The sequence below is a fragment of the Brevibacterium limosum genome (genome assembly GCF_011617705.1).
Classification (GTDB): domain Bacteria; phylum Actinomycetota; class Actinomycetes; order Actinomycetales; family Brevibacteriaceae; genus Brevibacterium; species Brevibacterium limosum.
This window is the reverse complement of sequence record NZ_CP050154.1, coordinates 3,834,695-3,860,151: the sequence shown is the minus strand read 5'-3', so window position 1 is coordinate 3,860,151 and position 25,457 is coordinate 3,834,695. Positions and strand designations below refer to the sequence as shown.

General features: G+C 67.0%; 21 protein-coding genes. 9 read left to right on the top strand and 12 right to left on the bottom strand.

Translation table 11 applies throughout. The features are described from left to right. Window positions 1-180 precede the first annotated feature (180 nt). Window positions 181-1,074 (bottom strand): SDR family oxidoreductase, encoded by an 894-nt coding sequence (locus GUY37_RS17270; protein WP_166828225.1) that lies wholly within the window; start codon window positions 1,072-1,074, stop codon window positions 181-183. 281 nt (window positions 1,075-1,355) lie between these two features. Between GUY37_RS17270 and hutI the strand changes: the two genes are divergently transcribed. The 5 genes from hutI to GUY37_RS17245 all read left to right on the top strand — a co-directional run bounded on the left by hutI (window position 1,356) and on the right by GUY37_RS17245 (window position 8,042). Beyond that, complete coding sequence (gene hutI, locus GUY37_RS17265) at window positions 1,356-2,657, top strand: imidazolonepropionase (RefSeq protein ID WP_208094713.1); 1,302 nt, start codon at window positions 1,356-1,358, stop codon at window positions 2,655-2,657. A 109-nt stretch (window positions 2,658-2,766) separates the two neighbouring features. Next, entirely contained in the window at window positions 2,767-4,443 is a 1,677-nt protein-coding gene (gene hutH, locus GUY37_RS17260) for a histidine ammonia-lyase (RefSeq protein WP_166828221.1), read from the top strand. A 138-nt stretch (window positions 4,444-4,581) separates the two neighbouring features. Then, complete coding sequence (locus GUY37_RS17255) at window positions 4,582-5,850, top strand: allantoate amidohydrolase (RefSeq protein WP_166828218.1); 1,269 nt, start codon at window positions 4,582-4,584, stop codon at window positions 5,848-5,850. Then, window positions 5,847-7,295: an amidohydrolase family protein gene (locus GUY37_RS17250; RefSeq protein WP_166828215.1), complete on the top strand. Its 1,449-nt coding sequence runs from the start codon at window positions 5,847-5,849 to the stop codon at window positions 7,293-7,295. The genes GUY37_RS17255 and GUY37_RS17250 overlap by 4 nt, the downstream gene beginning before the upstream one ends. 3 nt (window positions 7,296-7,298) lie before the next feature. Beyond that, the gene (locus GUY37_RS17245; RefSeq protein ID WP_166828212.1) at window positions 7,299-8,042 is read left to right on the top strand and encodes an IclR family transcriptional regulator; all 744 of its coding nucleotides are present in this window, start codon (window positions 7,299-7,301) and stop codon (window positions 8,040-8,042) included. Window positions 8,043-8,109: 67 nt separating this feature from the next. Here GUY37_RS17245 and GUY37_RS17240 read toward each other — a convergent pair whose 3' ends face one another. Both GUY37_RS17240 and GUY37_RS17235 read right to left on the bottom strand, forming a co-directional pair. Then, the gene (locus GUY37_RS17240; RefSeq protein WP_228278236.1) at window positions 8,110-9,846 is read right to left on the bottom strand and encodes a BCCT family transporter; all 1,737 of its coding nucleotides are present in this window, start codon (window positions 9,844-9,846) and stop codon (window positions 8,110-8,112) included. A 195-nt stretch (window positions 9,847-10,041) separates the two neighbouring features. Beyond that, complete coding sequence (locus GUY37_RS17235; protein WP_208094712.1) at window positions 10,042-11,241, bottom strand: methyltransferase domain-containing protein; 1,200 nt, start codon at window positions 11,239-11,241, stop codon at window positions 10,042-10,044. Between the two features lie 114 nt (window positions 11,242-11,355). On the opposite strand from GUY37_RS17235, the gene GUY37_RS17230 reads away from it, so the two are divergent. The 3 genes from GUY37_RS17230 to GUY37_RS17220 are packed head-to-tail and all read left to right on the top strand — an operon-like array spanning window position 11,356 to window position 14,795. Then, entirely contained in the window at window positions 11,356-12,861 is a 1,506-nt protein-coding gene (locus GUY37_RS17230) for an amidohydrolase family protein (RefSeq protein ID WP_166828209.1), read from the top strand. Continuing rightward, window positions 12,861-13,571 (top strand): sulfite exporter TauE/SafE family protein, encoded by a 711-nt coding sequence (locus GUY37_RS17225; protein WP_166828206.1) that lies wholly within the window; start codon window positions 12,861-12,863, stop codon window positions 13,569-13,571. Before GUY37_RS17230 ends, GUY37_RS17225 begins: the two co-directional genes overlap by 1 nt. A gap of 33 nt (window positions 13,572-13,604) precedes the next feature. Further along, complete coding sequence (locus GUY37_RS17220; protein ID WP_166828203.1) at window positions 13,605-14,795, top strand: LacI family DNA-binding transcriptional regulator; 1,191 nt, start codon at window positions 13,605-13,607, stop codon at window positions 14,793-14,795. A 40-nt stretch (window positions 14,796-14,835) separates the two neighbouring features. Here GUY37_RS17220 and GUY37_RS17215 read toward each other — a convergent pair whose 3' ends face one another. The 5 genes from GUY37_RS17215 to GUY37_RS17195 form a co-directional block, all read right to left on the bottom strand. Further along, window positions 14,836-16,308: a uracil-xanthine permease family protein gene (locus GUY37_RS17215; RefSeq protein ID WP_166828200.1), complete on the bottom strand. Its 1,473-nt coding sequence runs from the start codon at window positions 16,306-16,308 to the stop codon at window positions 14,836-14,838. A 399-nt stretch (window positions 16,309-16,707) separates the two neighbouring features. After that, window positions 16,708-17,223, bottom strand: a complete 516-nt coding sequence (locus GUY37_RS17210; RefSeq protein ID WP_166828197.1) for a hypothetical protein — start codon at window positions 17,221-17,223, stop codon at window positions 16,708-16,710. A gap of 170 nt (window positions 17,224-17,393) precedes the next feature. Further along, window positions 17,394-18,209, bottom strand: a complete 816-nt coding sequence (locus GUY37_RS17205; protein WP_166828194.1) for a class I SAM-dependent methyltransferase — start codon at window positions 18,207-18,209, stop codon at window positions 17,394-17,396. Window positions 18,210-18,397: 188 nt separating this feature from the next. After that, entirely contained in the window at window positions 18,398-18,757 is a 360-nt protein-coding gene (locus GUY37_RS17200; protein ID WP_166828191.1) for a DoxX family protein, read from the bottom strand. Further along, entirely contained in the window at window positions 18,754-19,455 is a 702-nt protein-coding gene (locus GUY37_RS17195) for a TetR/AcrR family transcriptional regulator (RefSeq protein ID WP_166828188.1), read from the bottom strand. Before GUY37_RS17195 ends, GUY37_RS17200 begins: the two co-directional genes overlap by 4 nt. A gap of 184 nt (window positions 19,456-19,639) precedes the next feature. Between GUY37_RS17195 and GUY37_RS17190 the strand changes: the two genes are divergently transcribed. Further along, window positions 19,640-20,911, top strand: a complete 1,272-nt coding sequence (locus tag GUY37_RS17190; RefSeq protein WP_166828186.1) for an Nramp family divalent metal transporter — start codon at window positions 19,640-19,642, stop codon at window positions 20,909-20,911. Here the strand turns inward: GUY37_RS17190 and GUY37_RS17185 are convergent. From GUY37_RS17185 to GUY37_RS17170, 4 genes are all read right to left on the bottom strand, one after another. After that, a complete protein-coding gene (locus GUY37_RS17185) occupies window positions 20,880-21,824 on the bottom strand; it encodes a metal ABC transporter permease (RefSeq protein ID WP_166828181.1) in 945 nt (314 codons plus the stop codon). The genes GUY37_RS17190 and GUY37_RS17185 overlap by 32 nt on opposite strands. Then, window positions 21,821-22,660: a metal ABC transporter ATP-binding protein gene (locus GUY37_RS17180; RefSeq protein ID WP_166829937.1), complete on the bottom strand. Its 840-nt coding sequence runs from the start codon at window positions 22,658-22,660 to the stop codon at window positions 21,821-21,823. Before GUY37_RS17180 ends, GUY37_RS17185 begins: the two co-directional genes overlap by 4 nt. 20 nt (window positions 22,661-22,680) lie before the next feature. After that, window positions 22,681-23,571, bottom strand: a complete 891-nt coding sequence (locus GUY37_RS17175; protein ID WP_166829934.1) for a metal ABC transporter substrate-binding protein — start codon at window positions 23,569-23,571, stop codon at window positions 22,681-22,683. Window positions 23,572-23,852: 281 nt separating this feature from the next. After that, window positions 23,853-25,457 carry a lipase maturation factor family protein gene (locus GUY37_RS17170; protein ID WP_166828178.1) on the bottom strand — a complete coding sequence of 535 codons (1,605 nt, stop codon included), beginning with the start codon at window positions 25,455-25,457 and terminating at the stop codon, window positions 23,853-23,855.

The following is a 25,457-nucleotide window of genomic DNA, read 5'->3' as shown; positions in this document are numbered from 1 at the left end:
GAAATGCTCACGTTCCTCGGGGGGCATTTCAGAGAAAGGTGTACCGAACGTGGAATCCACAGCACGAACCCGCTGAATAGCTCGGAAAAAGTCGAGCAGCACAGGTTTGAAACTGTGCTGCTCGACTTTTTGTGTGTCGCGGGGAGTTGCCGACCGCGAGTCATCGGCCGCCGCCCACCCCTATTCGTCGAGGAAGAGGTCGAGTTCGAGGTCGTCGGGGCCGTGACCGACAGAGCCGGGCCGTGACGGATCGTATGCATAGACGGACAGATCCGTGACGCCCCGAGCCTGCAGCACCTCGTCGTCGATGAAGAAGCTGCCCGTGACCTCGCGCGGATCGGAGGTGAGGATCGCCCATGCGGCCTCGGCCATGATCTCGGGTTTGCGGCTGCGCGCCATGAGCTGTTCGCCGCCGAGGAGGTTGTTCACAGCGGCCGTCGCGATCGTCGTCCGCGGCCACAGGCTGTTGGCCGCGACTCCCGACCCGCGCAGCTCTTCGGCCAGCCCGAGCGTGACCAGCGACATCCCGTACTTCGCCATCGTGTAGCCCAAGTGCTTGCCTGCCCACGCCGGATTGAGGTTGAGCGGCGGAGACAGCGTGAGCACATGCGCGGCATCCGAGGCCCTCAGGTGGGGGATGGCGGTCTTGGCCAGCAGGAACGAGCCGCGCGAGTTGATCGAGTTCATGAGATCGAACTTCTTCATCGGCAGGTCCTCGGTCGAGGAGAGATCGATGGCGCTGGCGTTGTTGACGACGACGTCGATCCCACCGAAGGTCTCCGCGGTCTGCTTGACCGCCTCCGCGACGGATTCCTCGCCGCGGACATCGCCGACGATCGGCAGGGCCTTGCCGCCGGCCGCTTCGATCTGCTCGGCCGCGGTATAGATCGTGCCCTCGAGCTTCGGATGCGGTTCGGCGGTCTTCGCCAGCAGCGCGACATTCGCCCCGTCCTGGGCCGCGCGCAGAGCGATCGCCAGACCGATTCCACGGCTGCCGCCGCTCATGATCATCGTTCGACCGGCCAGCGAACGACCGGATTCTCCTCCTGCGCCGAGGTTGTTGTCAGTGGTCATCGTCCGTCTCCTCTGTCAGTGGAACCTTGATCGTGTCCGTGGATCGGTGGACGTCGTCGGTATGCTGCCAGGCTACTCGTCGCCGGAGGTTGTGCCCAGGCCGTCACCTCCGATCGCCCGCACGGGTCCGGACCACCCGCACGGTCCCGGATCGCGGGCATGTGCCTAGAACGCCGATTGTCCGAAATATCGGACAATTATCGGCGAGAGCGGTTCTGCCCCGCCATCGAGTGCGTCCATACTGAGAGGGAACCACTCTCGATCGGAAAGGGCCGACCGTCATGCAGCTCATCACCGGGATCAGCGAATTGGTCGTCAACGACCTCGATGCACTCGGAGAACTCGGCGTCATCACCGATGCCGCCCTGCTCATCGACGACGGTCGAGTCGTCTGGTCCGGACCGTCCGCTGAGGCGGACACGGCGCTGCAGGAGCACTTCGTCGATGCCAATGCGGATGCTCCAGCATCCCCGCGGGCCGATGTGGCCACGGTCAACGACGATGACATCGTCAACGGGGAAGTCACCTCGGTGGGCGGGTTGGCCGAAGTCGAAACCACCGACCTCGGCGGCAAGGCCGTCATCCCCGGCTTCGTCGACAGCCACAATCACCTCATCTTCGCCGGTGACAGGTCCGAGGAATTCGCCGCCCGGATGGCCGGGCAGAAGTACTCGGCCGGGGGCATCGCCACCACTGTGGCCGCCACCCGCGCCGCCACCGAGGCCGAACTCGAAGCCAACCTCGTCCACCTCCTCGACCAGGCGAGGCGGCAGGGAACGACGACCTTCGAGATCAAATCCGGCTACGGACTGACCGTTGCCGATGAGATCCAGGCCCTCGACATCATCAACCGGCACACCGCGGAATCGACGCTCATCGCCGCCCACGTCGTCCCGCCCGAGTTCAAGGACGATCCGGAACGCTACGTCGACCTCGTCGTCGACGAGATCATCCCGGCAGCCGAAGGCAAGGCGAAGTGGATCGACGTGTTCTGCGAAACCGGGGCCTTCACCGAGGATCAGACGCGGCGGATCATCGACGCCGGCAAGACCGTCGGAATGAAACCGCGGCTGCACGCCAATCAGCTCACGGAGGGTGGGGCGCTCAAGCTCGGGGCCGAACTCGGCTGCGTGTCCGTCGACCACGCCACCTTCGCCTCCGATGAGGACCTCGCCGTCCTCGCCGAGGCGGGCACCGTCGTCACCCTGCTGCCGAGCATCGAGTTCTCCACCCGCCAGCCCTACCCCGACGCCCGCCGCTACGTCGACGCCGGAGTCGCGCTGGCCATCGCCACCGACTGCAATCCCGGCTCCGGGTTCTCCAACAGCATGCCGTTCGTCATCGCCATCGGCGTCCGCGATATGCACTTCACCGTCGAACAGGCGGTGTGGGCGGCGACCGCCGGCGGAGCCAACGCTCTGCAGCGGACCGACGTCGGCCACCTCGGTGTGGGAGCCCGTGCGGACCTCGCCGTCCTCGACGCGCCGAGCTGCCGGCACCTGGCCTACCGGCCCGGTGTCCAACTGGTCGAACGCGTCTACTCCGGCGGCGAGCTCATCGTCGACAACCGCCCACAGGTCTGAGACGCACAGGCGTCGTGGGCACTTCCGCGCTTTCACCGGCTAACGCCACCACACGAAGCGCATAACAGCACCACACGAACGTTTCACTCAAGCAACCGAAAGGTCCCAGATGTCAGTCTTCATCGATCTCGACCCCGACACCCTCACATTCGCCCAGGTCGTCGACGTCGCCCGCCACGACGCGAAGGTCTCCCTGAGCGAGGCCACACTGGCCCGAGTGAACAAGTACCGCGAGGCCATCGACGCCCTCGCCCAGGCCGAGAAGCCCGTCTACGGTGTCTCCACCGGATTCGGGGCACTCGCCCAGCGGCACATCCCCGCCGAACTGCGCACTCAGCTGCAGAAATCCCTCATCCGCTCCCACGCCGCCGGCGTCGGCGAACCCGTCGAACGCGAAGTCGTGCGGGCGCTGATGCTGCTGCGCGCCCGGACGCTCGCCACCGGCCGGGCAGGCGTCCGCGCCGAGGTCCTCCAGACCTACGTCGACCTGCTCAACGCCGGCATCACCCCGGTCGTCCACGAATACGGTTCGCTGGGCTGCTCGGGCGACCTCGCGCCACTGTCGGCCTGCGCGCTCGTCGTCATGGGCGAAGGCGTGGCCGAAGGACCCGACGGAGTGGCAGGCCCCGCCGATGAGATCCTCGCCGCCGCCGGCATCACCCCGGTGACGCTAGCCGAGAAGGAGGGCCTCGCGCTCGTCAACGGCACCGACGGGATGCTCGGCATGCTCATCATGGCCCTGACCGACCTGGAGAACCTGCTCACCGCCGTCGACGTCTCCGCGGCCATGAGCATCGAAGGACTCTTCGGCACCGACGCCGTCTTCGCTCCCGAACTCCACTACGCGCTGCGTCCGCACGACGGCCAGGCCGCCTCGGCCGCGAACATGCTCGCCTCGCTGGCCGACTCGGGCATCACCGCCAGCCACCGCGACTCCACCCACCTCGTCCAAGATGCGTACTCGATGCGCTGCGCCCCGCAGGTCAACGGTGCCGCCCGCGATACCGTTGCGTTTGCCACCCAGGTCGCCGAGCGCGAACTGCGCGCCGCCATCGACAACCCGGTCGTGCTCACCAACGGAATGGTGTCCTCGAACGGCAACTTCCACGGCGCACCCCTGGCCCACGCCCTGGACTTCCTCGCCATCGTCGCCGCCGACGTCGCCTCGATGTCCGAGCGTCGCACCGACCGGATGATGGATGTCGCCCGCAACCAGAACCTCACCCCGTTCCTCGCCGATGATGCCGGAGTCGACTCTGGCCTGATGATCGCCCACTACACGCAGGCGGCCATGGTCTCGGAGGCCAAACGGGGCGCGACACCGGCCTCGGTCGACTCGATCCCGTCCTCGGCGATGCAGGAAGACCACGTGTCCATGGGCTGGTCGGCCGCACGCAAGCTGCGCAAGGTCGTCGACAACCTCGCCTCCGTCGTCGGCATCGAACTCTATGCCGCATCCCGAGCCTGCGATATGCGGGAAGCAGCACCGGCGCCGGTGACCGGAGCCGTGATCGCAGCGATTCGCGAGACCGTGCCTGGACCCGGCCCCGACCGGTTCCTCTCGCCCGAACTCGCCGAGACCATCGCGAAGGTCAAGGACGGGACGCTGGTCGCCGCCGCGGAGTCGGTGTCACCGTTGAACCACACCGTCACCTCCGCTGCCGGAACCTGGCAGCCGGTCGGCGGCGGACCGGCCGTCAACGACCCCGAGTTCACGGCGCTGGGCAATCTCGAAGCCGCAGCCGAAGCATCGGGCACGGACGCCGCCACCACCCACCAGGACTGAGACCGATTCGGGGCCCATCCTGCAATGCGGCTGGCCCACCCGAGCCCGGTCTGCACAGCGGCCCGCCTTTACCCGGCCGGCCTGGGCAGGGGCCGGTCGTCGACCGGATCCGACCGATTTCGAACGGAGTGAACTGTAATGAGCGATGTCGTCTCGCTGCTGAGCCAGATCGAGGACACCGGCCGCGATACCCGCGGCCCGGGCTACCAGCGGCCCGGGTTCTCCGCCACCGAGCGGGAACTGCGTGAGTGGTTCCTCGCCGAGGCGGCCCGCCGCGGTCTCGACACGGAGATCGACGCCAACGGCATCACCTGGGCATGGGCGACCCCGCAGGGCGCGAATGCCGTCGTCACCGGATCCCACCTCGACTCCGTCCCCGGCGGCGGTGAGTTCGACGGGCCCCTCGGCGTCGCCTCGGCGCTGGCGGCGTTCGACGTGCTCAAGGCCTCCGGTGCACTCGAACGGTCCACCCGGCCCCTCGCGCTCGCCGTGTTCCCCGAGGAGGAAGGCTCACGCTTCGGTGTCGCCTGCCTCGGTTCGCGACTGCTCACCGGTGCCATCGACGCCGACCGGGCACTCGGTCTCCAGGACGCAGCCGGTGACACCTTCGCCGACGTCGCCCGTGGCTATGGCCTCGATCCGGATCGGATCGGGCGTGACCAGTCTCGGCTGGCCGGAATCGGTTCCTTCATCGAACTCCATGTCGAACAGGGCGTGGGTCTGGTGGGCACCGATCAGGCCGTCGCCATCGGCTCCTCGATCATCGGCCATGGGCGGTGGCACTTCTCCTTCTCCGGTCAGGGCAACCATGCCGGCACGACGCCGATGAGTCATCGCGCCGACCCGGTGGTCGCGGCCTCCCGAGTGATCGGGGATATCCCGACCCTAGCGGCCGCCACTGACGCGACCGCCGTGGCAACCGTCGGCCGTACGCTCATCCATCCGGGCGGAACGAATGTCATCGCCTCTGCCATGAGCTTCTGGCTCGACATCCGCCACCCCGACGACGCCGTCGTCGATCAGGTGCTCGAGGCCATCAGCCGCTGGGCCCGCGATCACGCCTCCGACGGCGGGGTCGAGGTGAGCATCTCGCAGGAGTCGTACTCGCCGACGACCCACTTCACCGCCGACCTCAACTCGCGCCTGACCTCGGTGCTGCCGGATGCGCCGCTGCTGCCCTCAGGTGCCGGGCACGACGCCGGAATCCTTGCAGCCCATGTGCCCTCGGCGATGCTCTACGTCCGCAACCCGACCGGTGTCTCCCACGCTCCCGAAGAAGCCTGCGAGGTCGACGATCAGCGAGCCGGAGTCGATGCGCTCGTCAAGGTGCTCGCCCGCGAACTCGGGATCGAAGACGCCCTCGCCGACGGTGCCGCCGGAAGCCCGACGACAGGAGGTGCGCAATGAGCACCCGCTACTGGTGCGAATCCGCCTGGGTCGACGGAGCCGTCGCCCGCGGAGTCCTGCTGAGCGCCGATGACGCCGGAACGCTGACCGCCGTCGAAACCGGGATCGACACCGCACCCTCCGACGCCGAGGCGGTACACGGGTTCGTTCTGCCCGGCGGAGTCAACGCGCATTCGCATGCCTTCCACCGGATGCTGCGCGGCCGCACCCACGGTGACGGCGGCACCTTCTGGACCTGGCGCGAGGTCATGTACTCCGTCGCCGCGAAACTCGACCCGCAGTCCTACGAGACCGTAGCCCGTGCCGTCTTCGCCGAGATGCTCGCCGGCGGGTACACCTCGGTGGGCGAATTCCACTACATCCACCACGACCAGGACGGGACGCCGTACGGAACCGACCGTCCCCACAGGGACGGCGCGGATCCGGTCGCCGAGGCGCACGACCACACCGAACGTCCCCGCGGGGACGCGGACGCCGGTGCCGGGCCTCGGGCCCACGCGATGGAGCGAGCGCTGGCACGGGCGGCCGCCTCGGCGGGGATCCGGATTCGACTGCTCGACACCTGCTACCTCACCGGCGCCATCGACGCCGAACTCTCGGTCGAACAGGCCCGATTCGGCGACGGCACGATCGACGGCTATATGGACCGGCACTCTGCCCTCGCCGAATCCTTCGCGCAGGAATTTCCCGTCAACGCTCCAGGTGAGAGCTTCGTGCACGTGGGGGCGGCCATTCACTCGATCCGCGCCGTGCCCGCCGCGAACCTGCCGAGGTTCACCGAACTGACCGGGCCCGTGCATGTGCACCTGTCCGAACAGCCGGCGGAGAACGAAGCCTGCCAGGCCGCGTACGGTGCCACCCCGACCGAGGTGCTCGCCCGCTCCGGAGCCGTCGACGACCGGCTTTCGGCCGTTCACGCCACCCACCTCAGCGATGAGGACATCGCGCTCCTCGGAGGCTCACGCTCGACGATCGTCATGTGCCCGTGCACCGAGGCGGACCTCGCCGACGGCATCGGACCGGCGCGGGAACTCGCCGACGCCGGAGCCGTGATCTCGCTCGGCTCCGACCAGCACGTCGTCCTCGACGCATTGCGGGAGACTCAGGGACTCGAGGCTGGCGAACGCCTGCGCTCCGGACAGCGCGGACGCTTCTCCCCAGCCGAACTCATCACGGCGCTGACCGAAGGCGGGGCGCACAGCCTCGAGCTTCCCGTCGGCTCGCTCGAGGTCGGGAAGGCGTGTGACTTCGTGGCCCTGCGCACCGACAGCATGCGCACCATGGGATCACTGGACGAACAGATCATCCTCACGGCCACCTCGGCGGATGTGCATCTGACCGTCAGCGGCGGCCGGGTCCGCGTGCGCGACGGAGTGCACACCGACCTCGGCGATATCTCCGGACTCTACGCGCAGGCCTTCGCAGCCTTGGAGATGGAGGGCTGAGTCGTGGCTGAGGTTCCCGCACTGCGGCGGGCGATCGCGATCCTGCGGCACATGGCGTCGTCGAACCGGGCGATCACGGCCGGTGCGCTGGTCCGGTCCCTCGATATTCCCCGGTCGAGCGCGTACGACATCCTCGCCGTGCTCGAGGAACTCGGGCTCGTGGCGCGAACCGAATCCGGGTATGTGCTGGGAGCCGGCGTGCACGAGCTCGGGTCGTCCTACCTGCGGACGAACCCCCTGCAGCGGTTGGCGCAGCCGATCGTCCGTCAGCTCGCCGAGGATACGGCCACGACCGCACAGCTCGCCGTCATCCGCGGCTGGGAGACGGAGTACGTGCTCAAGGAGCAGTCGCTCAAATCCGTCGCACTCATCACCGCCACCGGGGTGCGCATGCCCAGCTACCTCACGGCGACCGGACGGGCGATCCTCGCGCAGCTGCCGAAGTCCGAGGTGCTCGCGATGCTGCAGTCCGAGACCGAGTTCGTCACTCGAACCGGCAAAGGCCCGAACTCGGTGAAGGCGCTCAACGCGGTCCTCGCCCAGGAACGACGGACCGGCAGTGCGATCGAACACGGGGAAGTCACCCCCGGAATCTCGACGATCGCGGCTCCCGTCTTCGACGTGCTCGGTCGCCCGATCGCGGCCATCGGCCTCTCGTTCGTCACCGAGACCCTGCCAGAGGACACCGAATCTCTGATCGAGCGGGTCAGAACCGCCGCCGCCGAGGTGACCGCCAAGCTGCGGTGACATTGTTCAGTTCTGGTCACGCCACCTGCTTCGGCTGCCGCAGCTGAAAGTCCTTGCCGACGGAGTGTCAGAATCCGAGGACTCGCCGTTCGCGTGCGACCTCCTCGACGATCTGGTGGTCGCTGCGCAGTTCCTTGACCAGTGCGATGCCGAGAATGACCACGATGACGGTGAACGGAACCGCCGAGAGCATCGCCGCCTGCTGCAGAGCCTGCAGCCCGCCCACGAGGAGCAGCACGATCGCGCAGGCTCCGGTGAGAAAGCCCCAGGTCGCGATGACCGGGCGCCGGGGAGCGAAGGACCCTCGCGAGGACAGGGAACTGAGGACGAAGGTGTTCGAGTCGGCTGAGGAGACGAAGAACAGGATCACCATGATGATCGTGAAGACCGAGGCGAGCATGGACAGCGGCAGCTGGTCGAGCAGGCTGAAGAACGCGGTGTCCAAGTTGTCCTGAGTCGCCTCACCGATTCCGGCCCCGTCCAGGTCGAACTTGATCGCCGAACCGCCCATCACGGTGAACCAGACGAAGAATACGGCGCTCGGCACGAGAAGGACTCCGGCGACGAACTGACGGATCGTGCGGCCCTTCGAGATCTTCGCCAGGAAGATGCCGACGAACGCGCTCCACGACAGCCACCACGCCATCATGAAGTACGTCCAACTCAGCATCCATTCGCTGTCCTCGGCGTTCGTGGGTGTCATGAAGCTCAGTTCGATGAAGTCGCCGGCGAACGCGCCGACGGAATGAACGAACAGGTTGGAGATGAAGCCGCTGGGACCGGTGACGAAGACGAAAAGCCCGAGCAACGTCGCCATGGTCAAGGTGATCTGTGAGATGTATCTGATGCCGCGGCTCACTCCGGTCAGGGCCGACCCGGTGAAGAGGAGAGTGAGGACGGAGATGACGAGGATCTGCAGGATGATGGTGGAGTCGATGCCGAAGATCGTGTTGAGACCTTCGCCGATCTGCGAGGCGCCGAGGCCCAGGGACGTCGTCGTCCCGAAGAGTGTGGCGATGATGGTGAGGATGTCGATCGCGTTGCCGACCCAGCCGTCGACGAATCGGCCGAGGACGGGGCGCAGCATCGTCGACACGAGTGCCGGACGACCCTTCCGGTGGGTGGAATAGCCGATCGCCAGTCCGAAGACGCCGAAGATCGCCCAGGCCTGGAAGCCCCAGTCGAGGTAGGAGAACTGCATCGCGCGAATCGCCGCGTCCATGGTCTCCGGCTCGGCCAGACCGTGGGGCGGAACCATGAAGTGCGACATCGGTTCGGCCACTCCATAGCTGACCAGACCGATTCCCATCACGGCGGCTAGGATCATCGCCAACCAGGTGATCGTCCGGTATTCGGGGCGGGAATCGGATGAGCCGAGGCGGAGGCGACCGAAGCGGCTGGCGGCGAACCACACCAGCATCGCGATCGCGGCGAAGGGAACGACGAGGTAGATCCAGCCGAATCCGGTGGAGACCGCGGTCATCGCCCGCGTCATGATCCCAGCCAGGGCGTCAGGAGAGATCGTCGCCCACACCATGAACGCGATGACGATGGCGACCGAGCACACGAACACTTTTCCGACCCGGTTCGAGCGGGTGGCCGCGGCAAATACAGTCTGGCCGTCGCCCGGACCGGGCTCGGTCCCGGTCCGGTCAGCAGGGGGAGGGTCGTCGGACCCGCTCGAGGAGGCGGTCGCAGTTGAGCGATCGGATCCGCCTGCAGTGCTGCTTGCGGGTCCAGGGGCGGGTGAGTTCAGCATCGTCATCGTGGTCTCCGGACTCATGGCCGCCTCGGTGGCAGGCATGAGCAGTAGTCGGGGCGGTTGGTCGGAATCGGCAGATTACGCAACAGGCCCCGCGAACTGGGACGTTCGTGGGGCCGTGCGACTGACGAGTCTATGCGCTCCGTGACGAATCACCACATGGTTGAGGACGGAAACGGCAGAGTGTGAGTCTTCTCGCGGTAGAGCACCGACGCTGCCGTCCCCCGCGGACCGGCCTCACCGCCGCTCGAGCAGCACCGCGACCTCAAGGTGCTTTGTGTGCGGGAACATGTCGAAGATCCGCGCCTGAGCCACCTGATAGCTGGGCATCCGTGCGAGGTCCTTCGCTAGAGAGGTGGGATTGCAGCTCGAGTAGACGATGTGCTCGAGTCCGGAACCCTCCAGCGCGGCCGACAGCCGTGCACCGATCCCTCGCCGAGGCGGGTTGACGATCACGCAGTCCGGACGTTCGACGCCGGCAGGGCCGGTCGCATCGGTTGAGGTGACCAAGTTCGCCTCGGCGAACTCCGTGGCATCGCCGGCGAGGAACCGGGCATCGACACCGAGCTCACCGGCGCTGATCTTCGCCGACTCGATCGCCTGCTCACTGACCTCGACGCCGGTGACCCGACGGGACGGGGTCGCACAGTAGAGCGCGAACCCACCGACACCGCAGTAGAGATCCCACAGATTCGCAGACTCGACCGCGTCCACCCACTCGGCCACCTGGTTGTACAAGCCGATAGCCACGTGCGTGTTCGTCTGGAAGAAGCTCTGCGGCCGCAGATGCAGATCGACCCGATTGAGGTTCATCCGCAGCGACTCGCCGCGAAGCATCTCCTCCCGACTGCCCTCGAGGACCGCCTTGTGTTCGGGCAGCAGATTCACCGACACCACCGAGGCATCCGGCACACGTTCGATCAATCGCGCTCGCCGCGACCTCAGCACGTCCAGACCATGCTGAGTGCGCACGACGAACCGGATCATCAGCTCACCCGATGGAGCCGCCGTGACATGGACGAACTTCAACTCTCCGCGACGAGCAGAGACATCGTAGGGCTCGAGTCCGGTGGCATCGAGGAAGTTCGCGAGCACCGGAATGACAGCTCGGATCGCCGGAGCCTGAATCCCGCATTCGCGCAGGTCGACGCCGTGGAACTCCTGATCGAGGATGCCCAAGGTCACCCGCCCGGCCGAACCTCCGATGGCGAGCTTCGCCCGATTCCTGAAGCCCCGCACTCCGCCGGCGAAGGTCGGCAGCCATTCCCGCGGGGCCGCCTCGGCGAGGATTTCCCGACACCAGGCCTCCTTGTCCGTGATCTGCTGTCCGTAAGAGGTCTCGAGGAGCGCACAGGAACGGCATTCCCCGCGCTCGAAATAGCCGCAATGCAGGTGCCCATGATCCGCCGAGGCGGGGGTGAGCGGCAGGGTTGTCATCCCCTCATTCTAATCGGCGATCCTCCTGGGAGATCCCGTTGACCCTGCCCACGGGGGGCCGTAGACTGGACTTAGCCAAATCGATTTGGCCCACCCTCGAGCGCAAAGGACCCCATGACTCAGCTGCGCGGCCTCCACGAATCCCCGACCCTGCTCGTCCCGGAGAAGGTCCTCCTGCCCGAAGGCGCGCAGACCGGCCATGCGGTGCTCGTCGACGACGGTCGGATCCTTGCCGTCGGTCCCCTCGCCGAGGTGGCCGCCCAGGCCGAATCGCTGCTCATCGGTGCCGATGCCGACGATCCGAATCTCCGTGCTGACCGAGCAGCCGGATTCACCCGCATCGACCTGCCCGGACGCCTGCTCATGCCCGGCTTCATCGACGCACACCACCACCTGACGCAGACCTTCGGCAAGTCCCTCGTCTTCGGCGAACCCTCGGAGATCTTCCAGCGCGTATGGGTGCCGATGGAGTCGAACATGGACGCCGAAGCCATCGACGTCGCCACCCGACTGGCAGCCTGGGAGTCCCTGCGCGGCGGCTTCACCACCGTCGCCGACGCCGGCACCCGCTCGAGCGTCGACGTCTCCGCGATCTCCGACGTCACAGCGGACGTCGGCCTGCGCTGCGTGCTCGGCGTCATCTGCAACGACCTCGGCGGGGGAGTGCGCACCTCGACCGTCGCCGAGGTGGTCGCCGCCGCCGATAGACATCTGAACAGGTGGGACGCCGAGCCCCTCGTCCATCCCTCCCTGGCCGTGTCCATCCCCGAGGGCGCCTCCGACGAGGCGCTCGTGGAGATCACGCAGATGGCCCGAGGCGCGGGGGTGCCCTTCCAGACCCACCTCAACGAACACATCGTCGCCGTCGAGCGCTCCCTCATCTCCAGCGGTGAACGCCCGCTCGAACGCTTGGCCCGCCTCGGGGCTCTGGGGCCGGAACTGCTGGCCGCTCATGCCACGCTGCTCACCTCGCGCGAGATCCGACTGCTGCGCGACTCCGGGGGCGCGATCGCCTACAATCCGGTCGCGAGTTCGTGGAAGGGCAACGCAGTGGCGCCGGCTCTGCTCATGCACGAGCTCGGTATGCGCATCGGCCTCGGCACCGACGGCACCCGTTCGGATGCCTTCCGCCTCCTCGACGCCGCCGAGACCGCCCAGCGACTCACCGGCGGAATGGACGTCATCGACTCCTCCGCCGGCGGCGGTTGGACCTGGCTCGAACAGGGTCTGCGCGGCGGTGCCGACGCCGTGGGACTGGGCGGGCAGATCGGAGAGATCTCGCCCGGCACCCGTGCCGACCTGCTCGTTCTCAACATCGACACCCCGGAGTTCGTGCCCTCGTGGGATGTGCCGTGGGAACTCGTGCGCCTGGCCAATCGCGACCAGATCGAAGCGGTCATCGTCGACGGCAAGCTGCGCCTCGAACACGGTTGGCCAGTCGACTGGGACGGCAGGGCATTCCTCGAGCAGGCGAAAGACGTCTCCCGCCGCGTCGTAGAGAACTCACCGATCACGCGCATCGACCCGAGCGCGACCGAGCACAGAGCGAAATGGATGGCCGAGCACGAGCCGACGTCGGAACTGCACGGAGCAGCCGCCTCGGCGAGGGATGACTTCTGATGTCGATGCTCGCGTTCGCGATCATCGCCGCGGTCGTCCTCATCTCCGCGTTCGTGCAGGGATCGACGGGGATGGGGTTCGCGATGCTCCTCGCCCCGGTCGTGACGTTCATCGACCCGAGTCTCATCCCGGTGATGCTGCTCGTGCTCATGATCCCGCTCAACCTCTACATCGCCGCGCGGGAGCGGGAGCATATCGACTGGACCGGGGTGAAATGGATCAGTGTCGGGCGTTTTGCGGGCACATTCGCCGGTCTGTGGATCCTCGTCATCGTCAACCTCCACCAGCTCGCGCTGCTCATCGGCTGGTCGACGCTCATCGCCGCGGTCGTCGCGCTGCTGGCGCCGAAATTCACGCCGAACAAGCCGGTGCTCGCGACGGTCGGGCTCGTCACCGGAGTCACCGAGACTTCGACGGGCATCGGCGGGCCGCCCTATGCGCTGGCCTATCAGCACAGCCCGGGGCCGGAGCTGCGGTCGACGGTGGCGGTGTGCTTCCTCGTCGGTGAGGTCATCTCGCTCATCGTGCTGGCCTTCAGCGGGCAGGTGTCGACGGAGACGATGATCACGACAGCGTGGATGCTGCCGTTCCTCGCCGTCGGATCGTTCCTCTCCCGCTACGTCCACCACCGCCTCGACGGGCCGGTGCTGCGCTATATCGTGCTCGGCTTCGCCATCGTCTCCGGCATCATCGTCATCGTCCAGGCGTGAGGGCGGTTGCCAGGCGTGAAGTAGGCTGATTCCATGTCTGACTTCCCACGCGCACACCGCGTCACGATCGCCGATGTGGCGCATGAGGCCGGTGTTTCGCGGACGACGGTCTCGCATGCGCTCAGCGGTCAGGGGAAGGTCAACGCCGCCACCCGTGCCAAGGTCAAAGAGGTCGCCGACCGGCTGAACTATCGGCCCAGCGTCCGAGCCCAGAGCCTCCGATCGGGTAAGTCGCAGACCCTGGCCCTCCTGTCGTCGATGCCGGCAGCCGTCTCCGCGGGGCCTTCCCAACTCGGCTTCTTCACCGAACTGGCCATGGGGTGTGCGCGAACCGCGCTGCTCGAGGGCTATGTGTTCGCCCTCGCTCCGCCGAATGAAGAGACCAATCCCGTCGACCTGCTCGACATCGATGGGGCGATCCTCCTGGAGCCGACCGTCGACGACCCCCTCGCCGAGGCGCTGCGTGACCGTGGCATCCCCTACGTCACGATCGACGGGCCGGGCCCGGGTGGCGGACCAGGTGCGGGAGTCGGGCCGGGCGCGGGTGGCGGACTGCCGGTCGATCAGGCCGGAGATGCCGAAGCAGGGGCCGACAGCAAGTGGAGCATCGACCTGCACCACCGGGCGACAGCCGGACTGCTGCTCGACCACCTCGTCGAGCAGGGCGCCGCACAGCCGGCGCTGCTGGTCAGCCGCAGCCTGCGCGGCGCCCAGACAGCGGCCCGCGAAGTCTACGCAGAGACCGCCGCAGCCCGCAGTTTCACACCGCTGATCGCCGAGGCGGATGAGACCTCCGGAGAAGACGGAGCCTTCTCCGCCACGAAGAGGCTGTTGGCAGAGCACCCGGACATCGACGCGGTGCTCGCCCCCATCGACACCTTCGCCACCGGCGCGGTGAGGGCCGCCCAGGACTCCGGTCGGACGGTCGGCGAAGACCTGCTCGTCGCCACTCGCTACGACGGTCTGCGCGCCCGGACGAGCAATCCGCCGCTGACCGCCGTCGACCTCGGGCTCGAGGCGATCTCGAGTGCGGCGGTCGAGATGCTAGTGACCGTTCTCGATGGCGACCACGCGTCGAATGCGGGAGCAGCCCTTGTCGGCGGCGACAGGGGACCCGCCGCGGCGGACGATTCCGGGTCGGCCGCCTCGGCGGGTTCATCTGGCCCTGCCCTTGTCGTCAGGGAATCAACGGCCGGCGTATCCCCGGACAGGCGCAGGGACTGAGCTGGATACTCGAGCTGGGACTTCGGTTCCTGGCCGAACCTCAGATCCGGTAGTCGGCGGGTCTCTGGTCGAGCTTGCTCGGATCGGCGATCGGGGTCCGGGCCTTCGGGTGCCGATTGCGCTTGCCGGTGTGGTGGAAGAGCAGGTTGAGCAGCACGGAGACGAACGCAGCCATGGCGACACCGCTTCCCAACAGGGACGATGCGCTCTGCGGCAGCTGTGAGTACATGCCGGGAATGAGCACCGGCATGAGTCCTGCGGCCAGGCCGACGGTGGCCGTGATGAGGTTGCCCGTCTGATTGAAATCGATCTTCGCGAGCATCTGGATGCCGAGGACGGCGATGATCGCGAAGACGACCACGGCGGTGCCGCCGACGACGGCCGAGGGCACACCGTTGAGGATGCGTGCGACGGGGCTGAGGCCGATGAGGATGAGGAGGATTCCGGCGATCGCGGTCACGTATCGGCTGCGCACACCCGAGGCACGCACGATTCCGACGTTCTCGCCGCTGGTGACCATCGCCGGGGTGCCGAAGAGGCCGCCGAGGACGGTGATGATGCCGTCGGAGCGGATGAGGCGGGGGACCGCGCGGTGGGGTTCGACCTCTTTGCCGACGATCTCGCCGTTGATGATCGTCTGTCCGGTCGCCTCGGCCATCGACGCCAGCGCCCACAGCAGCATGGGGATCGCGGCGATGAGATCGAACTTCGGCGAGCCGAAGGGGAAGAGGGTCGGCACGGCGAACAGCGGGCCGTCGGTCTGGCCGGAGAAGTCGGTGGCGCCCATGAGCGCGCCGACGATGGTGCCGCCGACGAGCCCGACGGCCACGGAGAGCTTGCCGAGCATTCCGCGGAAGAACCGGAAGCACAGCACGGTGATGACGATTGTGATGAGGCCGAGGAGCAGGTTCTGCGGGTCGCCGAAGTCCGGCGAATCAGGTTCGCCGACCATGAGCTTGCCGGTCACCTGGACGAGGTTGATGCCGATGACGATGACCACGATCCCGATGACCAGCGGCGGGAAGAACTTGAGCACCTTGACGAACAGCGTCACCGCGAGGATGTAGAAGACACCCGTGAGCAGGACCGCACCGACCGCGGTCTCGACATCGGTGCCCTGCGCGATCGTGATGAACAGGATCGTCGCCGCCCCACCGGGAAGCATTACGAACGGCAGTCGGACGCCGATCTTCCACACGCCCACCGACTGCAGGATCGACCCGAGACCGGAGAAGACGAAGACCGCCGACAGCACCGCCGAGGTGGTCTGCCCATCCAGCCCCAGTGCGGTGGCGATGAGGAACACCGACGAGATCGGAGTCGCCACCATGACCAGCACGTGCTGAATGGCGAACGGGATGAGGTTGCGGATCGGACGCAGCTGATCGACGGGGTGGACGGCCGTGCCGGATGCGTCGGTGTCCGCGGATGGGGTTGTGTCTGCTTCGACGGCGGTGTCGGCGTCGTTGCCGGCGGTGCTGTCGGATTTGTCCGGATCGGGTGTTGCGGGCATGGCACTGCTCCTCGAGGCACATCGTGATCGGCCTGAAATCCAGCGGCCAAATCGATTTGTTCAATCGTGCATCGCGGGAGAGGCGGTGTCAATGACTGGTTCGGAATTCGGACGGCAGGCGCGTGCACGGCACCAGGCCACCAGCCGCCTCAAACATAGGTCACTAAGGATACTTTCGCCGGCTCAGAAGTGTCCGTTTGCGACCTGAGTTTGGGGTTCAGGGTCCGCGGGGCGACCCGAGCGCTCTCGAAACTCTGCCGTGCTCAGACTCAGGCTGCAGGCATGAGCGTCGGCCATCTGAACGACCGTGGCTGCTGCTGCCGCGGCACCGACGCCTTGGCCTCCTGCAGCCAGTCTCTCGGCGGAGACAGGTAAGGGCAGTGACGGGCGAGAGCGGTGTCAGGCGAAGATGAAGCTGAGGGCGACGAAGGTGCCGAAGGAGACGAACGGGGCAATCGCTGCCACTGCGATGGCGATGATGCCGGGTGTCCGGCCCCGCCCGGTGACCGTGGAGACGATGCCGAGCACGATGCCCGTGATGCCCACGCAGGTGCACAGGCCCTGGACCCCGACGAGCACGGTCGCCAGGGTCTGATACCAGTCCGGCGTGTCGGTGAAGTAGTAGCCGGACGCCGCCTCGGAGGGCCCGGCGGTGGCTCCCAGAATCGCCGAGGCGGCCAGACTGAGAACCATGGCGACGATCGAGAGGGTCAACGCCGCCTTGCCCAGTGTCGGCGACTTCGCCGAGGCGTCACCATCCATTCGAGCCGTCGCGCCAGCATCGTGCGCATGGTCCAGGTCGTCGGGGTGCGGAGAGGCATAGATCGGCTGGGCGGGAGGGTTCGGGACCCGGGGCTGCTGTGCCGCGAGCTCATCATCGGTGGGCTGGGGGTACGAGAAGTCCGTCGAAGTCATGCTTCGACGCTATCGACGCGGACCATCGGCGTCCCATCCTGCTATCCCATGAGTGGGGTCGGGAAAACCTCCTTCCGGTCACTGCCCGACCGGTCGCCGCAAACATAGGTCGCAAACGGATACTTTCGAGCGGGCGCGAGAAGCATCCGTTGGTGACCTATGTTCGGGGTTCAGGGCTTGCGGGCGACGATGAGGAACCTCTTCTGCGTGACCGAGATCGGCTCACTCGACTCGGCCAGGCGTCTGAGGACGTCGAGGTTGGACCTGACGGTGAACCCGGGCACGTCCCACGGAATATAGGCGAGGTACTCGATGACCGCCTCGACGTCGGTGAAGCGCATCGTCCCCTGCCATTTGCGAGCCGCCTCGATCGACAGGCCCTGACTCTCGGCATCGCTGATGCAGGGTTCGAGCTGCTGATGCAGATCGCCCACCCCACCGCCGAAGAGGTCGCGGAACTCCTGCGCCTCCGTGCCGTCGACCTGCTGGGTGAGGAACAGCCCGCCCGGGGAGAGCACGCGGGCCACCTCGGCGAGGTCGTAGCTTTCGTGGCGGTTCATCACGAGGTCGAACTCCCCGTCGCCCCACGGCATCTCCGGGTGATGATCGCTGTCGTAGCGGGTGACCTCGACGCCGTAGTCCTCCAGCATCGAGGTGGCCAAGGGAACGTTCGGCTCCCACCCCTCGGTCGCGGAGATCGTCGGTGACGATTCGCCGGGAGGCCGGGCCTCGTTGAGACGATCGATGAGTTCGCCGAGGCGCTCGCCGCCTCCCGTGCCCATATCGAGGCAGCTGCTCGACTCGGCCATCGCGTCGAGGCAGATCTGATCGAAGTCCCATGGCGGATCATCGGCGATGAGGCGGCCGGACAGCGGAGAGAAATCCCACCCCGTCATCGACGCCGTCTCATGGATCCAGGCCCACCGCTCATGGCGTTCGTGGGGAGTCTCGTCGCGGGTGCGACTGCTGTCGGCATATTCGGGCATGTCTACACTCCTCTGCCGGGGTGGCCCGGCCGCACTGCCGGGCAGTTCAGCGATGCTGCCGGTCGGCTCAGCGCCTCGGCGGCGCCGGTGCCGTACTTCGACTCTAGGGCAAAACACGGCCGACGTGCAGGATGTGGGAGAAGCATTCTCCGTACTGAGACTTAGGCGCCGGCTCTGGGGCCCGGCCCCTATCCGAGGAAGCTGAAGACGAGGACCGCCAGGCAGACGATGAGCATTCCCAGACAGTTGAGCCAGAAATCCCGCCCGACATATCGGGCGCGCAGGTGCGCGGCAGCTGCGCAGAGGAAATAGACGACGAGGCCCGCCGCGGCTGCCGCGCCGAGGCCGGGAACCCAGATCCCGGCCACCAGCCCCGCCGCAGCGAGGAATTTCACGACCGCGAGCACCCACCACCAGTCGCGCGGAAATCCGACCCCGTCGAGGCAGTCGGCGATCGCCCGCGGCGGACGGAAGGTGAGCAGACCGTCCCCGAAGACGATGACGGCAAGGACGACGGCCGGCCAGACCGGGTCGGGCAGCAGAGTCACAGCGGCCCCCGTGCACGCGTGTGGAAGGCGATCGTGGCGAGCAGCGCGTCACTCGCCTCGGACAGCGTCATCGTCGTCGCGGCCCAGCGGAAGAGAATCCCCAGGTAGGAGTCGTAGAGTGCCGCAGCGCTGGCGCGCGCATGGCCGTCGTCGATTCCGATCGAGATCAAGGACTCGCTGAGGCGGCCCTGCAGATCCAGCGCGAGAGCGTTGAACACCTCGGGCTCAGCCTTGACCCGCATCATCGCCGCTGCATAGTCCCGCGACAGGTCCTCATGCGCGGCGAAGAATTCGAGGAACGGCAGAAAGAGCTCAGGCAGATGACGCTGCACCGCCGAGGTGGCCCTGGGAGGCCCGGGCGCGGCCGCATAGGTGGCATTCGCCGACACTCCGGTTCCCGCAGATGCTCGCGGCGCGGTTCCGGCTCCCCGCTTCGACAGGCTCGCTCGCCGAGGCAGCGGCGAATATGTCCCGTCCTGGAGCTGGCCGATCCACCTGTCGAAACAGGCGACGAGGATCGCGTCCTTGTCGCCGACCGACATCACCCGGCCGACGGACACCTCGGCGGCCCTGGCGACGGCGCGCACTGTCGTGGCCCTGAATCCGTGCTCGAGGAACAGATCGGCAGCGGCGCGGATGATCCGGGCCTCCGTCTGCCGCCACTTCTCGGAGCGGAATTGAACGCGTTCACCAACCATGCTCGAAGCCTAGGTCCTTGTTCAGTTTCCATACCGCGCAGCCTCATCCGTTCAACGCAGTGCAGCCGGCCCGGTTCCATGCCGCGCAGCCCGTGCCCGCCGGCTTCGCCCGCCGCACTCGCCGGTTGTGCCAGCCGCGCTCGCCGTGTTGCCCGAATCGGCAAAGTCAATGTACCTTAACTTCATGAACGTCGATCCCTCTGTCGCTGTACACGCCGGCTGGCGCAGGCGGAAGAAGCACGGCCGGAAGAAGATCTCCACCGCCGTCCTCCTCGGCCCGGCCTTCGTCGCTGCCATCGCGTATGTCGATCCGGGAAACGTCGCGGCCAATCTCACCGCCGGCGCGGAGTACGGATACCTCCTCGTCTGGGTGCTCGTGGCTGCGAATCTCATCGCCGTTCTCGTCCAATACCTGTCCTCGAAGCTCGGGCTCGTCTCCGGGCAGTCGCTGCCGAGCCTCCTCGGTGATCGCCTCCGCAGGCGAACCCGCCTCGCGTACTGGGGACAGGCCGAGGTCGTCGCCATCGCCACCGATCTCGCCGAAGTCATCGGCGGTGCGATCGCCCTGAAGATCCTCTTCGACCTGCCGCTCCTGCTGGGCGGGGTCATCGTCGGAGTGGTGTCGCTGTTCCTGCTCTCGATCCAATCCACCCGCGGTCAGCGTCCCTTCGAGTTCGTCATCATCGGATTCCTGGTCATCATCGCCATCGGCTTTCTAGCAGGCCTGTTCGTCGGGGACGTGAATTGGGGGCAAGCCGCAGGTGGAATCGTGCCCCGGCTCGAAGGCACGAACTCCGTGGTCCTGGCCGCGAGCATGCTCGGCGCCACCGTCATGCCCCACGCGATCTACCTCCACTCGGCGCTCTCGGTCGACCGTCACCGCGACAATGCGACCGCCTCGACCGGACAGCTGCTGCGCGCAAGCCGCTGGGACGTCGTGCTCTCCCTCGTCGTCGCCGGATCCGTGAACATCGCCATGCTGCTCCTGGCCGCCGCCTCCCTGCGCGGCCAGACCGGCACCGACACCATCGAAGGTGCGCACGCGGTCGTCACGGCCAACCTCGGCGAGATCGTCGGCCTCTTCTTCGGCATCGGACTCCTCGCCTCCGGGCTGGCCTCGAGCGCCGTCGGGTCCTATGCGGGCGCCTCGATCATGCAGGGCCTGCTGCGCGTGAACATCTCGATCGTGTGGCAGCGCGCGGTCACGATGATCCCGGCGCTCATCGTTCTCGCCATCGGCGTCGACCCGACCTGGGCGCTCGTGCTCAGCCAGGTCGTGCTCAGCCTCGGCATCCCGTTTGCGATGATCCCCCTGGTCAGGCTCACGAGCAGCCGCCGAGTGATGGGCGAATTCGCGAACGCACGCTGGATCACGCTCATCGCCGTGGCCGCCTCGGTGCTCATCATCGTCCTCAACGTCGTCCTCATCGTTCTGCTCGCGCTCGGCGTGGACTGACCCTCGCCGAGGCGGGGCGGCCGGCTTCGGTCGACACCGGGCGGATCCGGGTATTCCCGCGCCGTCGGCGCATCGCTGCCAGGCGACGGCCGATGAGCCCGTGTCGAGGAGCGAAGAGGTAGACGAGCGCGAAGACCGTGCCCTGCGAAAGCACCACCATCCCACCGGATGCGGTGTCGAGGTAGTAGCTCGAATAGAGACCGATCACTGCGCACAGAATCGAGATCACCGGGGCGATGAGCAGCATCCGCTGGAACCTGTCCGTGAGCAGGTATGCGGTCGCGCCGGGCACAATGAGCATTGCCACGACGAGCACGACCCCGACCGCCTGCAGTGCGACCACGGAGGTCAGGGCGAGCAGCCCGAGCAGCGCGGCGCCGAGGAGGCGCGGATTGATCCCCAGCGCATGTGCATGAGTCGGGTCGAAGGCGTAGAGCGTGAAATCGCGGTTCTTGGCTGCGAGCACGAGCAGGGTGATCACCCCGAGGATGGCCACCTGGACCAGTTCGGAACTCGAGACTCCGAGAAGGTTGCCGAAGATGATGTGGTTGAGGTCGACGTGGGAAGGGGTGACAGAGATGAGGACGAGGCCCAGGGCGAAGAGCGAAGTGAAGACGATGCCGATCGCCGCGTCCTCCTTGATTCGGCTGGTATCGCGGACGGCTCCGATGAGTCCGACTGCGAGGAATCCGAAGACCACCGCACCGAGGGCGAACGGCGCGCCGACGACATAGGCGAGAACGACTCCGGGCAGTACTGCATGCGAAACGGCATCGCCCATGAGTGACCAGCCGATGAGCACCAGCCAACAGGAGAGAACGGCACACACGACCGAAGCGATGAGAGTCGTCGCCAAGGCGCGGAGCATGAAGTCGAAGCCGAAGGGCTCGAGCAGGAAGTCGATGAGCGTCATGCCGTCTCTCCTTCGATGCGGTCGGCTCGGTCGGAGTTGGGACTCTCACCGTCCCGGGGTGTCTCGCTCGCACCGGACGGGTCGAGGCCGAACGCCAGGGCGAGATTCTCCGGTCGGAGCACCTCGGCAGGAGAGCCGTGGAGGAGGACGCGGCGCATCAGGAGGATCGCCTCGTCGGCGAGTGCAGGCAGCGCATTGAGGTCGTGAGTGGACACGAGCACCGTCGCCCCCGACTCGGCGAGTTCCTTCAGCAGGCCGGTGATCGTCGCCTCGCTGCGTTTGTCGACGCCGGCGAAAGGCTCGTCGAGGAGCAGGATCGTCGCCCCCTGCGCGAGTCCGCGGGCGACGAAGGCCCGTTTCTTCAGCCCGCCCGAGAGCTGACCGATCTGGCGGTCGGCGAACTCGGTGAGTTCGACGCGGTCCAGGGCACTCTCTACGGCTTCGCGGTCGGCTCTCCGGCTCATCCGGAGTGGGCCCATGCGGCCATAGCGACCCATCATCACCACATCGCGGACCGAGAGTGGGAAGTCCCAGTCGACGTCCTCGCTCTGAGGGACATAGCCGAGTGCTCCGGCCCTGCGGGCCCGCCGTGTCGGGCCGCCGTCGATGCTCACTCGCCCGGTGTCGGGGTCGACGATGCCCATGATCGTTTTGAACAGGGTCGACTTGCCCGAGCCGTTCATCCCGATCAGCCCGCAGATGCGTCCCCGCTCGAGCGTCAGGGAGGCGCGATCAAGAGCGAGCGTGTCCCCGTAGTGGACGGTCACCTCGTCGACGGTGATCGCCGGTGGTGCATCGCCGGCCGGCCCGACCGTGGAGCTCTTCTGTTCGTTCACGGACGCAGCGGCTGCGGAACTCACGATTCGCTCCCGGTCAGCGCCTCGGAGATGACCGATGCGTCGTGGCGGATGAGGTCGAGGTAGGTGGGCACCGGACCGTCGGCCTCCGACAGTGAATCGACGTAGAGTGTGCCGCCGAATTCGGCCTCCGTGGCCTCGACGACTCGATCCATCGGCGCCTGCGAGACCGTGGATTCGCAGAACACCGCTGGCACCTCGTTGTCCTCGACGAAGTCGATCGCCGAGGTGATCTGGCCCGGTGTCGCCTGCGATTCGGCATTGACGGGCCAGATGTACTTCTCGCTCAGTCCGGCATCGCGTGCGAGGTAGGAGAACGCTCCTTCACAGGTGACCAGCGCACGCTGGGACTTCGGCAGCGTGGAGAGGTCGTCGACGAGGTCGTCCTGGACCGTCTGCAGCTGCTCGCCGTAGTCCTTCGCATTCGCGGTGAAGTCCTCGGCGTGGTCCGGATCGAGGTCGGCGAAGGCGCGGGCCATGTTCTCGGCGTAGATCTGGACGTTGAGCGGGCTCATCCACGCGTGCGGGTTGGGTTTGCCGGCGTAGGCATCCTCGGTGATCGAGAGCTCGTCGACACCCTCGCTGACGACGACGTGGGGGACGTCGATCTCGTCGACGAACTGGGAGAACCACTGTTCGAGGTTGAGTCCGTTGTCGAGCACGAGGTCGGCCTTCGCGGCCTTGCGGACGTCGCCGGGAGTGGGTTCGTAGCCGTGGATCTCGGCTCCGGCCTTCGTGATCGACTCGACATCGAGGTGCTCGCCCGCGACATTGTCTGCGATGTCGGCGAGCACCGTGAACGTCGTGAGCACGACCGGTCTGTCGCCGGCATCCTCGGCGGTCGCGGTGCCGCCACAGGCGGCCAGACCGAGGGGCAGAGCCGCGGCCAGGGCTGCAGCGGCTGCGCGGTGGGCGCGGCGAACACCCTGCTCTGCGGGAACGTCGTCGGGGGCGGATGGTCTCTCGGCGGAGGTGGTGGAACTGCTGTGGTCAGACACGAGGGGCTCCTTGTCGTCGGGGTCCCGAATAAAAGTTAAGGTACGTTAACTTTAGAGTCTGACCGTGGGAAAGCCAAGTCGCACCTCGTCACCGAGGCGTCTCTTCAGACGGGGAGGATCTCCGCGCGGGCGAGGGTGGGGGAGAGGCCTCGTCTGCGTTCGCGCAAGACCGGTCAGTCCTCCCGCAGGCCGATCGGGCGGACGAGGATGCGCGGATCCGAACGCACCCACCAAGGTCGCGGCTCACCCGCGGCCTTCGCCGCGCGGCGTTCGGTGCGGGTGGCATAACGGTAGGTGAAGACGCGGACGCGGATGAGGTCCGGCGCCACGCCGTCGAAGGGGTCTGATCCCATGAGGCGGCGGATCTGGCCGTCCCCGGAGCCGATCCGGCGCACGAGCTCGGAGAACCAGGTCTGCCGATAGTCACCGAGCGCGGCGAACCACATGAGCCAGTCGAGCCGCAGATGATAGGGCGCGACGACGGGCCCGCGGCGAAGAACATCCCCGGGCTTGCCCTTGAACCGATACTCCCGCCAACCGGCGTCTGGGTCATCGCGGCTCGGACCGTCTGCGCGGGTACCGCCGGCGTCTGCGCTGTCGATGGCTGCGCCCTCAGCGTCGCCGTCGCCGATCCACCCTTCGATGATGATCTCGTTGCGGGTCTCGGTCATCGACCCGAATGCCCCGTAGGCATTGCCGAGGCCGAGCCGATTGAAGCTCGCATTCATCAGCTGATTCGGGGAGAACAGGTTCCGGAGAGCCGGCACATTCAGCCATACCTGCCACGCGACGAACACGAGGACGACGATCAGCCACCAGACGGGCAGAGCCTCGCCGGGATAGGTGGCAGCGGCACGGTCGGCCGCCTCGGTGCCGGTGGAATCGGTGAACACATTCCACCCCCACCCGGGGAACGGTCCGCCGACGATCCAGCGGAAGAAGGTGTCGCTGAGACCGGAGCAGGCGAGCAGGATCGTCGCCCAATTCAGCCACGCGTAGTTGCCGCTGATCACGAGTGCGAGCTGGGTGATGATGATGGCTGAGGCCGCGAAGGAGGCGATCGGCTGCGGTGCGAACAGCAGCCACGGGGCGACGAGCTGGACGATATGGCTGCCCAGGGTCTCGCCCTTGTGCCACCAGCCGGGCATGAGGTGGGCCAGACGGGAGGCCGGGTTCGGCATCGGCTGAGTCTGATGGTGATAGTCCATCGCGGTGAGGTCGCGCCAGGATGAGTCCCCGCGCATCTTGATCATTCCGGCACCGAATTCGACGCGGATGACGAACCACCGCAGCAGCAGGATCATCGGCAGGGCCGGGGCCACCTCGTGGGAGCCGAGGAATCCGATGAGGAATCCCGCCTCGAGCAGCAGCGATTCCCAGCCGAAGCCGTAGAAGCGCTGCCCGATCGACACGATCGAGAAGTACATCGCCCACATCGCCAGGAACACCGGGATCGGCACCCACGCAGGGCCCGCCTGCGGCAGGCCGACGATCGCCGAGGCGGCCAGGACCATTCCGATCACGCAGACGAGGCGCAGCCGTCGGTCCGAATACGAAAACCGCTTCCACCGGAAGAGGCTCGGAGCCTGCCTTGCCGTGGTCAGGGCGATGAACCGTGGGGCGGGGGTCAGCCCGCGTTCGCCGAGGAGGGCCGGGAACTGGTTGAACGCGGACACGAAGGCGATGAGGAAGAGCACACCGAAGCCGCGTTGGATGATCTCGCGGGAGATCGTGTAGTCGCCTGCGGTGAGCAGAGCGGTCAGCTGGCTGAGTTCCAT